Source organism: Dickeya oryzae (assembly GCF_020406815.2).
Taxonomy (GTDB): domain Bacteria; phylum Pseudomonadota; class Gammaproteobacteria; order Enterobacterales; family Enterobacteriaceae; genus Dickeya; species Dickeya oryzae.
Genome location: NZ_CP162670.1, coordinates 1 through 13,684 on the forward strand (window position 1 = coordinate 1; position 13,684 = coordinate 13,684).

Genomic DNA, 13,684 nt, shown 5'->3' on the forward strand with positions numbered 1-13,684 from the left:
GTGTCACTTTCGCTTTGGCAGCAGTGTCTTGCCCGTTTGCAGGATGAGTTACCTGCCACAGAATTCAGTATGTGGATACGCCCGTTGCAGGCGGAACTGAGTGACAACACTCTGGCGCTTTACGCCCCGAATCGCTTTGTGCTGGATTGGGTGCGCGATAAATACATCAATAATATCAATGGACTGTTGAATGATTTCTGCGGCATGGATGCGCCGTTGCTACGTTTTGAAGTCGGCAGTAAGCCTGCCGCGCCGGTTGTCGTCCCCGTCGGCAATCATAATGCTACCGTAGCCGCTCCTCAGGTGCGTACGGCGTCACCGGTGCGCCCGAGTTGGGAAACCCCGTCGGCACAGGCTGAACACACCTATCGTTCCAACGTGAACCCCAAGCATACCTTCGATAATTTCGTGGAAGGTAAATCCAACCAGTTGGCCCGCGCGGCGGCGCGCCAGGTGGCGGATAACCCTGGTGGCGCGTATAACCCACTGTTTCTGTATGGCGGTACTGGTCTGGGTAAAACCCATCTACTGCACGCGGTGGGTAATGGCATCATGGCGCGTAAGCCGAATGCCAAGGTGGTGTATATGCATTCCGAGCGTTTTGTGCAGGATATGGTGAAGGCACTGCAGAACAACGCGATTGAAGAGTTCAAACGCTACTACCGTTCTGTGGACGCGCTGCTGATCGATGACATTCAGTTTTTTGCCAATAAAGAGCGCTCGCAGGAAGAGTTTTTCCACACATTTAATGCGTTGCTGGAAGGCAATCAACAGATCATCCTGACGTCGGATCGTTACCCCAAAGAGATCAATGGGGTGGAAGATCGCCTCAAGTCCCGCTTTGGCTGGGGGTTGACCGTGGCTATCGAACCGCCTGAGTTGGAAACCCGTGTGGCGATCCTGATGAAGAAAGCGGACGAGAATGATATCCGTCTGCCCGGTGAAGTGGCGTTTTTTATCGCCAAACGCCTGCGTTCCAATGTACGTGAGCTGGAAGGCGCACTGAACCGTGTCATCGCCAACGCCAATTTTACCGGCCGCTCGATCACCATCGATTTTGTACGCGAGGCGCTGCGCGACCTGCTGGCGTTACAGGAAAAACTGGTCACCATCGACAATATTCAGAAGACGGTGGCGGAGTACTATAAGATTAAAGTGGCCGACCTGTTGTCTAAACGGCGTTCACGTTCGGTGGCCCGTCCGCGTCAGATGGCGATGGCGTTGGCCAAGGAACTGACCAACCATAGCCTGCCGGAGATCGGCGACGCGTTCGGTGGCCGTGACCATACCACTGTGCTGCATGCCTGCCGCAAAATAGAGCAGCTGCGCGAAGAAAGTCACGACATCAAAGAAGATTTTTCCAATTTAATCCGAACCTTATCGTCATAACATCATGAAATTTATCGTTGAGCGTGAGCATCTGTTAAAACCGTTGCAACAGGTCAGCAGCCCGCTGGGCGGGCGACCGACGTTGCCGATTCTGGGCAACCTGTTGTTGCAGGTCAGCGAAGGCCGGTTATCGTTGACCGGTACCGATCTGGAAATGGAGATGGTGGCGCATCTGGCGCTGACGCAGCCCCATGAACCGGGCGCTACCACCGTACCGGCGCGCAAGTTATTCGATATTTGCCGTGGCCTGCCGGATGGGGCGGAGATTTCCGTTACGCTGGAAGGCGATCGGATGCTGGTGCGTTCCGGGCGTAGCCGTTTCTCCCTGTCCACACTGCCAGCGGCGGATTTCCCCAACCTGGACGACTGGCAGAGCGAGGTGGAATTTACCTTGCCGCAGGCGACGCTAAAACGCCTGATTGAAGCCACCCAGTTCTCGATGGCGCATCAGGATGTCCGTTACTACCTCAACGGTATGTTGTTTGAAACCGGCGGCGAGGAGTTGCGTACTATCGCTACCGACGGTCACCGTCTGGCGGTTTGCGCCATGCCGGTTGGTCAGTCTCTGCCGTCACATTCGGTCATCGTGCCACGTAAAGGTGTGATGGAACTGGTGCGTCTGCTGGATGGCGGCGACACGCCGTTACAGCTGCAGATTGGCAGCAATAACATTCGCGCTCATGTCGGCGATTTTATCTTTACCTCCAAGCTGGTGGATGGCCGCTTCCCGGATTATCGCCGCGTGTTGCCGAAAAACCCGGACAAAACGCTGGAAGCCAGTTGCGATCTACTGCGTCAGGCGTTTTCCCGTGCGGCCATTCTGTCGAACGAGAAATTCCGTGGTGTACGCTTGTACCTCAATCAGAACCAGTTGCGTATTACCGCCAATAACCCGGAACAGGAAGAGGCGGAAGAAATTCTGGATGTGGAATACGGTGGTACGGAGATGGAAATCGGCTTTAACGTCAGCTACGTGCTGGATGTGCTCAATGCGCTGAAGTGCGAAGAGGTGCGCATGTTGCTGACGGATTCGGTATCCAGCGTCCAGCTTGAGGATGCTGCCAGTCAGGCGGCGGCTTACGTGGTCATGCCGATGCGTCTGTAAATCCTCTGTGCGCCTGCCTGCTGTTACACGCCGCGCCATTGGGTGCGGCGTGTTGTTATCGGCGGTGTGGTGGGTTTTGTTATCGGTAAGGGCGCGACACGGTCTGGTATGGGCAACAAATCTGGCAAAATGGTTGTGATATGGCGCTGACCCGTCTTCTTATCCGTGATTTCCGTAATATCGAATCGGCCGACCTGGCACTGATTCCCGGCTTTAATTTTCTGGTGGGGGCGAATGGCAGCGGCAAGACCAGTGTGCTGGAAGCCATTTACACGCTAGGGCATGGCCGGGCGTTTCGCAGCATTCAGGCCGCGAGGGTCATTCGTCATGAGCAGACAGAGTTCATTCTGCATGGCCGTATCGAAGGGCAGGAGCGTGAGCGCGCTGTCGGGTTGAGTAAAAACCGCGACGGCGATAGCACGGTGCGTATCGACGGCAGCGACGGCCACAAAGTGGCTGAGCTGGCGCAACTGCTGCCTATCCAACTTATCACCCCGGAAGGTTTCACTCTACTGAACGGCGGCCCTAAATACCGCCGTGCTTTTCTGGACTGGGGCTGTTTTCACAACGAACCCGGTTTTTTCAGCGCCTGGAGTAATCTGAAAAGGCTGTTGCGTCAGCGTAACGCGGCGTTGCGCCAGGTCAGTCACTACGGGCAACTGCGCGCCTGGGATCGCGAGCTGGTGCCGCTGGCCGAGGGCATCAGCCAATGGCGTGCTGAGTATAGCGCTGCTATCGCTGCGGATATCGCGTCCACTTGCGCTCAGTTTCTGCCTGAGTTTTCCTTAAGTTTCTCTTTCCAGCGTGGCTGGGATAAAGAGAGCGACTACGCTGAACTGCTGGAGCGCCATTTCGAGCGCGACAGGCAGTTAGGTTACACCGCGCTGGGGCCGCACAAGGCCGATTTTCGTATCCGCGCAGGCGGCGTGGCGGTGGAGGATATGCTATCGCGCGGTCAGCTCAAGCTGCTGATGTGCGCGCTTCGGCTGGCTCAGGGCGAGTTCCTGACCCGGCAAAACGGACTGAAGTGTCTGTACCTGATCGACGACTTCGCCTCCGAGCTGGACAGCACCCGCCGTCGCCTGTTGGCCGAACGGTTGAAGGCAACACAGGCGCAGGTGTTCGTCAGCGCCATCACCGCTGAGCAGATTAGCGACATGGTGGGCGAAAATGGCAAGATGTTCCGCGTGGAACAGGGTAAAATAACCGTTCAATCACAGGACTAAATGAGCGAGAAACGTTGATGTCGAATTCTTATGACTCCTCAAGTATCAAGGTATTAAAAGGGCTGGATGCGGTCCGTAAACGCCCGGGGATGTATATCGGTGATACGGATGACGGAACCGGTCTGCATCACATGGTATTCGAGGTGGTGGACAACGCTATCGACGAAGCGCTCGCAGGCTATTGTAAAGATATTGTCGTTACTATTCATGCGGATAACTCGGTATCGGTGCAGGATGACGGCCGTGGTATTCCGACGGGCATCCATGAAGAAGAGGGTGTGTCCGCCGCTGAAGTGATCATGACCGTGCTGCATGCGGGGGGTAAGTTCGACGATAACTCCTATAAAGTATCCGGCGGTTTGCACGGGGTAGGGGTATCAGTGGTGAACGCCCTGTCCGAGAAGCTGGAGCTGGTTATCCGCCGTGAAGGCAAAATTCATCGTCAGGAATACCGTCATGGCGAACCGCAGGCACCGCTGAGCGTAACCGGTGATGCAGACACCACCGGCACCACGGTGCGTTTCTGGCCGAGTCTGGAAACCTTCACCAATATGGTCGAGTTTGAATATGACATTCTGGCTAAGCGCCTGCGTGAATTGTCGTTCCTCAACTCTGGCGTGTCTATCCGCCTGCGCGATGAGCGCGAAGCGAACAAAGCCGACCATTTCCACTATGAAGGCGGCATCAAGGCGTTTGTGGAGTACCTGAACCGTAACAAGACGCCGATTCACCCGCAGGTGTTCTATTTCAGCGCTGAAAAAGACAGTATCGGCGTGGAAATCGCGATGCAGTGGAACGACGGTTTCCAGGAAAATATTTACTGCTTTACCAACAACATTCCGCAGCGTGACGGCGGTACCCATCTGGCGGGCTTCCGTGCTGCCATGACCCGTACGCTGAATAACTACATGGACAAGGAAGGCTACAGCAAGAAAGCCAAAGTCAGCGCCACTGGCGATGACGCGCGCGAAGGGCTGATTGCGGTGGTATCGGTGAAGGTGCCGGATCCGAAATTCTCTTCCCAGACCAAAGATAAGCTGGTGTCTTCAGAGGTGAAATCAGCGGTGGAATCGCTGATGAACGACCGTCTGGTGGACTACCTGATGGAAAACCCCAGCGACGCCAAAATCGTGGTTGGCAAAATCATCGACGCCGCCCGCGCTCGTGAAGCCGCACGTAAAGCCCGTGAGATGACCCGTCGTAAAGGTGCGCTGGATCTGGCTGGTCTGCCGGGCAAACTGGCGGACTGTCAGGAGCGTGACCCGGCGTTGTCTGAACTGTATCTGGTGGAGGGTGACTCCGCAGGCGGTTCCGCCAAGCAGGGTCGTAACCGTAAGAATCAGGCCATTCTGCCGTTGAAAGGTAAGATTCTGAACGTGGAAAAAGCGCGTTTCGATAAGATGCTGTCTTCTCAGGAAGTGGCAACGCTTATCACCGCACTGGGTTGCGGCATTGGTCGCGACGAGTACAACCCGGACAAACTGCGCTACCACAACATCATCATCATGACCGATGCGGACGTCGACGGTTCTCATATTCGTACGCTGCTGCTGACCTTCTTCTATCGTCAGATGCCGGAAATCATCGAGCGTGGCCATGTGTTTATCGCCCAGCCACCGCTGTACAAGGTGAAGAAAGGCAAGCAGGAACAGTACATCAAAGACGACGACGCGATGGACCAGTACCAGATTATGCTGGCGCTGGATGGTGCCGCGTTGCACACCAACGCCCATGCTCCGGCAATGGCGGGTGAGCCGCTGGAAAAACTGGTGGCGGAGCACTACAGCGTGCAGAAGCTGATCGGTCGTATGGAGCGTCGTTACCCCCGTGCGCTGCTTAATGCGTTGATTTATCAACCGTCGCTGACGGAAGCCATGTTGAGTTCGCAGGCCGATGCTCAGTCATGGATGGAAGCGTTGATCCAGTTCCTCAATGAAAAAGAGCAGCACGGCAGCACGTACAGCTTCATTCTGCGTCATGCCAACGAGCGCCATGAACCGGTGTTGCGTGTGCGTACCCACGGCGTTGATTCTGATTACGCGCTGGACCTGGCGTTTGTGCAGGGCAATGAGTATCGCAAAATCAATGGACTGGGTGAGAAACTGCGTGGTCTTATCGAAGAAGATGCGTTTGTTGAGCGTGGCGAGCGTAAACAGCCGGTTGCCAGCTTCGAGCAGGCGTTGGACTGGCTGGTGAAAGAATCGCGCCGTGGCCTGGCTATCCAGCGTTATAAAGGTCTGGGTGAGATGAACCCGGAACAGTTGTGGGAAACCACCATGGACCCGGAAAGCCGCCGTATGCTGCGTGTGACGGTAAAAGACGCCATCACCGCCGACGAGCTGTTCACCACCCTGATGGGTGACGCCGTTGAACCGCGCCGTGCCTTTATCGAAGAAAACGCCCTGAAAGCAGCGAATATTGATATTTGATGAATAAAGAAAAAAGGGGCTTTCAGATAAAGCCCCTTTTAACGTATTATCCTCTCTGTCTTCGTCTTGGCGTTTCAACTGGAGCTGCTGGTTCATAAGATTTTAAACCTTCATCTCCTGTCAGGATTTCTACCTGATACCCCATACTGGCATAATATTCTGCAACATCTTTGATAGTGGTATCGCCCAATGAAAGTTTTTGATTAGCCAACTCAGGCCACGCATCCGCTAACGTAATTAGTTTCTCAGGAGACCATAGAGTTGATTGTTCTGAAAATGCAGCCCAAGGGGTTTTTTGATTTGCGCTATCTTTCATAATCTCTGCCAGTAATAATGCTCTTTCTCGACGACTATGAGCAGCCTGCGCAATATGATTTCCCGTTTCTATAATGGTAGCCAAAGGTAATACAAATGTTGTGCTATTCTTTTTCTCTGATTCAATTTTTGCATCAATTCTATCTTTATTCCATTTATCACTATCTCTTCCGCAATCTAACATTCCAGGTATTTCCAGCCAGACACATAGAATTGAAGTGTCAATAATCAGCACTTTTCTCATTGTTTTTCTCCTTGCTTAAGCGCTGCTTCAATTCTTCCTTCAGAAGAGAGTCTACCTAATGAGCCAGAAGCCATTAACTTGGGTAATTGTTGTATATCATCAAGTTGTGTCAGTAGGCTCTCTCCGCTTATATCATCTCTGTGTGTGACGCTGATAAACGGGATCATTTTGGGGCCAGCAGCATCTAATAAAGCTGGGTTATGTGTAGTGACAATGACGTCTATGCCGCGTTGTTGTCCTAATGTTCTCAACATATTGATCAGGACATGCGCTCTGGATGGGTGTAGTCCATTATCCACTTCCTCAATAACTAACAGGCCACCAGATTGACGAGTCAGCATTGCTGTTACGATAGCCAGATAACGGAGAGTTCCATCTGACATACCACGTGCGTCAATAGTATCAGACGCTGTTCCAGGCCATCCCTCTTCGCAATAAAGCATCGCATCAGTCTGGAATTTACCTACCGGTTCTGTCCAGATTCGTTTTATATCTTTTTCTGGTAATCCTTGAAGATAGGTGGTAATAATCCCTTCAACTTCATCTTTACGTGTTTTATCTAAAGCAGCTAAGACCCCTGCAATATTTGAGCCATCTGCCTGTAATTTTTCTGAAAAAGGTGTGTATCCACGCATATGGCTGGGGATAGGATCAAAAACAAATATCTGCTGTAGTTTTAATAATATATTTTTTATTCCATCTTGTACTTCTTTTCTGAGGTTTAATGTATCTGCCTGGGTCAGTATAAGGTGAGAGCGATTGAGATCTATTTTTTTTCCTCGACCTTGCGTCCCAGTAGAGAAATAAGCTGAGATAACAGGGTTGCGTTCTTCTGGCAACTGAGTGTTGAACAATCTACTTATTTTTTGAGTTTCGCTACGCTTTCCATATTTCAGGATTGCCAATTCTTCACTGTAAATTTCCGCTTTGGCTCCATTTATTTGAATTTTTAATTCATAGCGGTAATCTTGATTTTTTTTATCTCCATCAAGGAGTAGTGTAATTCCAAAAAATTTTTCTGGCTTATGGCAAACCCATTCCATACCACCGCGAATAGACGGGAGATTTATATCACCATTGATTGCTTGAAATATCCCAACGCCAGATGAAACTCTTTGCAAGAATAAGAGTGCATCCAACATGTTTGACTTTCCACTGGCATTAGTACCAATAATAATAGTTAAAGGGTCAATGTAAAGAGTCGCCTCTTTAAAACTCTTCCAGTTATGAAGTGTTAGTTCTTTTAACATGTAAACCCCTTTAATTATCTGCACATCTAGTATGCAAGTATCACAGGAAATATTTCCCATGATAATAGCATCAACTGCGAGTTATGTACTGTGTCACAACGATTGCGCTGGTACTCGTCGTTTAGCGTTGCGCAGTTCCTGCGCCAGCGCCATCACGGCGGTAATCACCATAAAGATAACGGCTGACCAGAAAATGGCGGACGGATGGCCTTGATCCAAAAACCAGCCGAAGACCACCGGGCCACCGGCACCACCGATATTAAAGCCGGTGGTGACTACACCGAAGACCCGGCCTTCGGCACCAGCTGGTGATGCCGCGCGCACCAGCATATCCCGCGATGGGGCGATCATGCCGGAGAGAAAGCCTGCCACACCCAGAATCAGCGTGGTCACCAGCGACGGCAGGGTAGATGCCGCGACGATGGCGACCAGCACCGCCGTGACCACCAGTGAGCCGGTGGCGACCAGCCCGTGATGCCGGGTTTTATCCGCCAGTGAGCCGCCTGCCAATACGCCAAACGCGCTGGTAAACAAAAACGCCGTCAGCGCCAGGTTGGCTTCGGTCAGCGGCATGCCGTAACCGTTCACCAGTGCGGTCACCGAGAAGTTTTGAATCGAGTTGGTGCTCAGGTTGAGCAGCATAAACAGTACCAGCAGCGACAAGATGGGCAGGGTAAATACCGCGACCTTTGGCGCAGAGGTCTTTTTGTCGTGCGCGGTGGCGGCAGGCAATGCCTCTTGTTCGCCGAGCAACATCGGTACGGTCAGCAGCCCGAGCAGGCCGGATAAGATCAGCGCGAACTCGATACGGGTGAGGGCGGCAACGGTCAGCAAAATGGCTGGCGCGACGGCTGTGCCGAGAAAACCGGAAAAAGTATGCACCGAGAAGGCACGACCCATGCGGTTTTCGGCAATGCCGCGTGAGAGCAAGGCGTAATCCGAGGGGTGATATACCGCATTGGCCAGCCCAGCCAGCGCCATGGCGATGAGCATCCAGCTGTAGCTGGTAAAGACACCGAGCGACAAGAAACACAGGCTGCCGAGCGTCAGCCCGGCTATCAGTGTGCGACGCGGGCCGATACGGTCAACCGCAAAGCCAATCGGCGTTTGCACCAGTGCGGAAACAACGTTGAAGACGCCGAGTGCCACCCCGATTTCCACGTAACTGATGCCACGCTGTGCGGAAATCAGCGGCATCAGCGCCGGTAACACCATCATGTGGAAATGACTTACCCAGTGAGCGGCGGAGACTTGTGCCAGTAGTGGTAGCTTTTTTATTGTCATGATTATTTTTATCGATTGGTTACGCAGGTGCGCAAGGCAGATTCAGCAATAAGGTTAACATATCGCCACAACAGTTAGTCGTCTATCTTTATGCCGACAACGTGGCCGAGTGTACTGGGCGTGAGGAGAGGAAAAGCCAGACAAAAGTCACAGAAAGACAGCAAAAGGTCGCTGACTGCAGCTGTTCGTATCCGCAGTCAGTACGCAAGATTTACTGGGTGATGGGCAGGTAAAAATCGAACCGGTGGCTTTTAGTTTCCAGCGCTGACTGGGCCGGTACTGCTGCCAGCGGTGGCGCGTAATCCGGGCGTTTGACCACGACCCGCTTTTTTGCCAGGCGGCGGGCCGGTTCCAGCAAGGCGTCGGCGTCATTGTCAGCACCCACCAGCGACTGAAACACCCGCATCTCCTTTTTCACCAGCGCGCTTTTCTGGCGGTGGGGAAACATCGGGTCAAGATAGACCACGTCCGGGGGTGGGGTAATAGCAGACAACGCGTCAATGCTGGAGGCATGTAGCAGCGTCAGGCGCTGTTGCAGCCAGCCACCAATCTCCGGGTCCTGATAACCGCGTTGCAGGCCATCATCGAGCAACGCTGCCACCACCGGGTGGCGCTCCACCATGCGTACACGGCAACCGAGAGCCGCCAGCACAAAGGCATCACGCCCCAGGCCCGCGGTCGCGTCCACCACGTCGGGTAAATAGTCTTTTTTGATGCCGACGGCTTTGGCGACAGCCTCTCCACGCCCGCCGCCAAAGCGGCGGCGATGCGCCATCGCGCCAGAAACGAAATCCACACAGATGGCTCCGAGCTTCGGTTCATCGTATTTGCGCAGTTCCAGTCGCTCGGGGGTGAGCACCAACGCCAGCATGGCGTCGGTGTCATTTTCCAGACCCCAGCGTTGTGCCAGGGTAGCCAGTGCCTCGGGGTCGGCACCGGCTTCGGTCAGTAACGCAATCTTCATCCCTGAATGCCGTAGTGTTTCAGCATCGCATCCAGTTGCGGCTCACGGCCACGGAAGCGTTTGAACAGTTCCATCGGCGCTTCGGAGCCGCCGCGAGACAAGATGTTTTCCAGGAATGACAGGCCGGTGTCGCGGTTGAAGATGCCTTCTTCTTCAAAACGGGAGAACGCGTCTGCCGCCAGCACATCGGCCCACAGGTAGCTGTAGTACCCGGCGGCGTAGCCACCAGCGAAGATGTGGCTGAATGAGTGCGGGAAGCGATTCCATTCCGGGCTTTTCACCACGGAAACCTGCGCTTTCACCTCCGCCAGCGTTTCCAGCACACGTGCGCCAGTGGCTGGGTTGTAACCGGCGTGCAGACGGAAGTCGAACAGGCCGAACTCCAACTGACGCAGGATGAACAGCGCTGCCTGATAGTTTTTCGCTGCCAGCATTTTGTCCAGCATGTCCTGCGGCAGCGGTTCGCCGGTCTCGTAATGACCGGAGATAAACGCCAGCGCATCCGGCTCCCAGCACCAGTTTTCCATAAACTGACTTGGCAGTTCGACGGCATCCCACGGCACACCGTTGATGCCGGAGACGCCAGCGGTATCGATACGGGTCAACATATGGTGCAGCCCGTGGCCGAATTCATGGAACAGCGTGGTGACTTCGTCGTGGGTAAACAGCGCGGGTTTGCCGTCGATCGGACGGTTAAAGTTACAGGTCAGATACGCCACCGGCTTTTGTAGCTCGCCGTTGGCTCTGCGCAGACGGCCGACGCAATCGTCCATCCAGGCACCGCCGCGTTTGTGTTCGCGGGCATACAGATCGAGGTAGAAGCTCCCCAGCAATTCACCGTCTTCGGCAAACAGGTCGAAGAAGCGCACTTCCGGATGCCAGACGTCGACGTCCTGACGCTCTTTGGCGGTGATGCCATAAATACGTTTCACAACTTCGAACAACCCTTCCAGTACGCGCGGTTCAGGGAAGTACGGGCGTAGCTGTTCGTCGCTGATGGAATACAGGTGTTGTTTTTGCTGTTCGGCATAATAGCTGATGTCCCACGGGTTCAGCTCATCAACGCCAAACTGTGCTTTGGCGAACGCGCGCAGTTGTGCCAGCTCCTGTTCCCCTTGCGGGCGGGCGCGTTTAGCCAAATCGGTCAGGAAATCCAGCACCTGCTGTGGGTTTTCTGCCATTTTGGTGGCCAGTGATTTGTCGGCAAAGCTGGCAAAGCCCAGCAGTTGCGCCAGTTCGTGACGTAGCGCCAGCGTTTCGGCCATCACCTCGCTGTTATCCCACTTACCGGCGTTCGGGCCTTGTTCTGACGCACGGGTCACATAGGCGCGGTACATCTCTTCGCGCAGTGCCTGATTGGTGCAGTAGGTCATGACCGGCAGGTAGCTTGGGATATCCAGCGTCAGCAGCCAGCCCTGTTGTTCTTTCGCTTGTGCCAGCGCTTTGGCCGCGGCCAGCGCGCTTTCCGGCAGACCTTCCAGTTCACTGACATCGGTTATCAGCTTGGTCCAGCCCATGGTGGCGTCCAGCACGTTGTTGCTGAACTGCGACCCCAGTTCGGACAAGCGAGAGGCGATGTCGCCGTAGCGTTTTTGCTGTTCCGGCGGCAGGGCAATCCCAGACAATTCGAAGTCACGCAGGGCGTTATCCACCGCTTTTTTCTGCGCGATGCTCAGGCTGGCGTAATGTTCGCCGTCACGCAGCTCACGGTAGGCACGGTACAACCCGGCATGCTGGCCCACCCAGGTGCCGTATTCAGACAGCAGCGGCAGGCATTGTTCATAGGCGCTACGCAATTCCGGGCTGTTTTTCACTGAATTCAGGTGGCTGACCGGGGAGAAAATGCGCCCCAGTCTGTCATCACTTTCCGCCAGCGGCTGACACAGGTTATCCCAGGTGAACGGCCCCGGCTGCGCCACCACGCGCTCGACTGTCTGGCGACAATCGTTTAGTGCGGCTTGTACGGCGGGGAGGATGTGTTCAATCTGGATCTGGGAGAACGGCGGCAGGATAAAGGAGGAAAGTAATGGATTGGTCATGGCACAGTCCTGAAATCTATTGATGATGACTTAACATGAGGGGTAATGAGGGGAAAATCAATGGCAGGGCGCACAACAGGCCAAGGCCGACGGTAAAAAGCGACGGTTAGCGGTGATGCCGATGCTCAGGCGGGGTGATCGTAACCGGCGTAAAACCAGGCTATCAGCGACGGGTTGCTGACATCGGTAAAAAACTCCGCCACGATATCGCGTAGCAGCCCGTAACGGCGGCACAACTGCCCGGCTTCAAACGCGGCTTGTTGTCGGCCTCGCAGTGACGCACGCTGGTGTGCGTAACCGCAGACGTAGCCACGGCGATAATCATCGCAATGGTGGCGGATATCATTCATCGATTGCGGTGTACTGGCATGTAGCCCTGCCAGAATACCGTCGCCAAAGTGGTTTTTCATAAGCGTCGTATCCAGAATATACGATATATAAAATATTATATAACGAAAAAGGCGGGTTGAAAAAGGTGAGTTATTGAACTCCCCCGAGATGGATAGCGGTGATTGTGGGGTATTTTGTGGCGCTAACCGTTTATACTATGGCGATTAGCGGCAAACGCGCCCTCATTGACCGGAAATCCATACGTTATGCTGAGTTATCGCCACAGTTTTCATGCCGGCAATCATGCCGATGTGCTGAAGCACACTGTCCAGAGCCTGATCATTAATGCGCTGAAAGAGAAGGACAAACCGTTCCTGTATCTGGATACGCATTCCGGCGCGGGCCGTTATCAGTTACAGAGCGAACATGCCGAGCGCACTGGCGAATACCTCGACGGCATTGGTCGTATCTGGCAGCGGGATGATATTCCGGCGGAACTGGAGCCGTACATGCAGGTGGTCCGTTCCTACAATTCCGGCGACAAGCTGCGTTACTACCCCGGTTCGCCGCTGATTGCCCGTCAGTTGCTGCGCGAGTACGACAAAATTCATCTTACTGAGCTGCATCCAACCGACTTTCCATTGCTGCGACAGGAGTTTCTGCGTGATGACCGGGCGCGTGTGGTGCGTGAAGACGGCTACCAGCAACTGAAAGCCCAGTTACCGCCGCTGTCGCGTCGTGGGTTGATTCTGATCGACCCGCCTTACGAACTGAAAACCGATTATCAGGCGGTGGTGAAAGGGATTCAGGAAGGCTATCGCCGCTTTGCCACCGGCGTGTATGCGCTGTGGTATCCGGTGGTGTTGCGTCAACACATCAAACGTTTGCTCAAAGATCTGGAAGACACCGGTATTCGCCGTATCCTGCAAATCGAACTGGCCGTGTTGCCGGATAGCGATCGCCACGGTATGACCGCCTCCGGCATGATTGTCATTAATCCGCCGTGGAAACTGGAATCCCAGATGAAAAGCGTGCTGCCGTGGCTGCATCAGGCGTTGGTGCCTGCCGGTACCGGCCACACGCTCGTTGAGTGGGTGGTGCCGGAGTAA

The 13,684-nt window shown here is 54.2% G+C and carries 11 protein-coding genes; 5 read left to right on the forward strand and 6 right to left on the reverse strand.

Annotated features, from left to right (window positions below):
- From dnaA to gyrB, 4 genes are all read left to right on the forward strand, one after another.
- The gene (dnaA, locus tag LF929_RS00005) at window positions 1-1,389 is read left to right on the forward strand and encodes a chromosomal replication initiator protein DnaA (protein ID WP_193744487.1); all 1,389 of its coding nucleotides are present in this window, start codon (window positions 1-3) and stop codon (window positions 1,387-1,389) included.
- A gap of 4 nt (window positions 1,390-1,393) precedes the next feature.
- Window positions 1,394-2,494 (forward strand): DNA polymerase III subunit beta, encoded by a 1,101-nt coding sequence (gene dnaN / locus LF929_RS00010; protein ID WP_038902868.1) that lies wholly within the window; start codon window positions 1,394-1,396, stop codon window positions 2,492-2,494.
- 140 nt (window positions 2,495-2,634) lie between these two features.
- Window positions 2,635-3,720: a DNA replication/repair protein RecF gene (gene recF / locus LF929_RS00015; RefSeq protein ID WP_226092781.1), complete on the forward strand. Its 1,086-nt coding sequence runs from the start codon at window positions 2,635-2,637 to the stop codon at window positions 3,718-3,720.
- 17 nt (window positions 3,721-3,737) lie between these two features.
- Window positions 3,738-6,149, forward strand: a complete 2,412-nt coding sequence (gene gyrB, locus LF929_RS00020) for a DNA topoisomerase (ATP-hydrolyzing) subunit B (protein WP_038902870.1) — start codon at window positions 3,738-3,740, stop codon at window positions 6,147-6,149.
- A gap of 46 nt (window positions 6,150-6,195) precedes the next feature.
- Here the strand turns inward: gyrB and LF929_RS00025 are convergent, their stop codons facing one another.
- The 6 genes from LF929_RS00025 to LF929_RS00050 form a co-directional block, all read right to left on the reverse strand.
- Complete coding sequence (locus tag LF929_RS00025) at window positions 6,196-6,708, reverse strand: hypothetical protein (RefSeq protein WP_038906586.1); 513 nt, start codon at window positions 6,706-6,708, stop codon at window positions 6,196-6,198.
- Complete coding sequence (locus LF929_RS00030) at window positions 6,705-7,958, reverse strand: AAA family ATPase (RefSeq protein ID WP_210174789.1); 1,254 nt, start codon at window positions 7,956-7,958, stop codon at window positions 6,705-6,707. The genes LF929_RS00025 and LF929_RS00030 overlap by 4 nt, the downstream gene beginning before the upstream one ends.
- A 93-nt stretch (window positions 7,959-8,051) precedes the next feature.
- On the reverse strand, window positions 8,052-9,242 hold the full coding sequence (locus tag LF929_RS00035) for an MFS transporter (RefSeq protein WP_038906588.1): 1,191 nt from the start codon (window positions 9,240-9,242) through the stop codon (window positions 8,052-8,054).
- 211 nt (window positions 9,243-9,453) lie between these two features.
- Window positions 9,454-10,206 carry a 16S rRNA (guanine(1516)-N(2))-methyltransferase RsmJ gene (gene rsmJ, locus LF929_RS00040; RefSeq protein WP_038906590.1) on the reverse strand — a complete coding sequence of 251 codons (753 nt, stop codon included), beginning with the start codon at window positions 10,204-10,206 and terminating at the stop codon, window positions 9,454-9,456.
- Window positions 10,203-12,245 (reverse strand): oligopeptidase A, encoded by a 2,043-nt coding sequence (gene prlC, locus LF929_RS00045; protein WP_038906591.1) that lies wholly within the window; start codon window positions 12,243-12,245, stop codon window positions 10,203-10,205. Before prlC ends, rsmJ begins: the two co-directional genes overlap by 4 nt.
- A 125-nt stretch (window positions 12,246-12,370) precedes the next feature.
- Window positions 12,371-12,655 carry a DUF2623 family protein gene (locus LF929_RS00050; RefSeq protein WP_038906592.1) on the reverse strand — a complete coding sequence of 95 codons (285 nt, stop codon included), beginning with the start codon at window positions 12,653-12,655 and terminating at the stop codon, window positions 12,371-12,373.
- A gap of 186 nt (window positions 12,656-12,841) precedes the next feature.
- Here LF929_RS00050 and LF929_RS00055 point away from each other — a divergent pair, with 186 nt between their 5' ends.
- Window positions 12,842-13,684 (forward strand): 23S rRNA (adenine(2030)-N(6))-methyltransferase RlmJ, encoded by an 843-nt coding sequence (locus tag LF929_RS00055; RefSeq protein WP_016941615.1) that lies wholly within the window; start codon window positions 12,842-12,844, stop codon window positions 13,682-13,684.

Coding starts and splice junctions, on each gene's coding strand:
- dnaN (WP_038902868.1), top strand. CDS start 1,394: ATGAAATTTATCGTTGAGCGTGAGCATCTGTTAAAACCGTTGCAACAG.
- recF (WP_226092781.1), top strand. CDS start 2,635: ATGGCGCTGACCCGTCTTCTTATCCGTGATTTCCGTAATATCGAATCG.
- gyrB (WP_038902870.1), top strand. CDS start 3,738: ATGTCGAATTCTTATGACTCCTCAAGTATCAAGGTATTAAAAGGGCTG.
- LF929_RS00025 (WP_038906586.1), bottom strand. CDS start 6,708: ATGAGAAAAGTGCTGATTATTGACACTTCAATTCTATGTGTCTGGCTG.
- LF929_RS00030 (WP_210174789.1), bottom strand. CDS start 7,958: ATGTTAAAAGAACTAACACTTCATAACTGGAAGAGTTTTAAAGAGGCG.
- LF929_RS00035 (WP_038906588.1), bottom strand. CDS start 9,242: ATGACAATAAAAAAGCTACCACTACTGGCACAAGTCTCCGCCGCTCAC.
- rsmJ (WP_038906590.1), bottom strand. CDS start 10,206: ATGAAGATTGCGTTACTGACCGAAGCCGGTGCCGACCCCGAGGCACTG.
- prlC (WP_038906591.1), bottom strand. CDS start 12,245: ATGACCAATCCATTACTTTCCTCCTTTATCCTGCCGCCGTTCTCCCAG.
- LF929_RS00050 (WP_038906592.1), bottom strand. CDS start 12,655: ATGAAAAACCACTTTGGCGACGGTATTCTGGCAGGGCTACATGCCAGT.
- LF929_RS00055 (WP_016941615.1), top strand. CDS start 12,842: ATGCTGAGTTATCGCCACAGTTTTCATGCCGGCAATCATGCCGATGTG.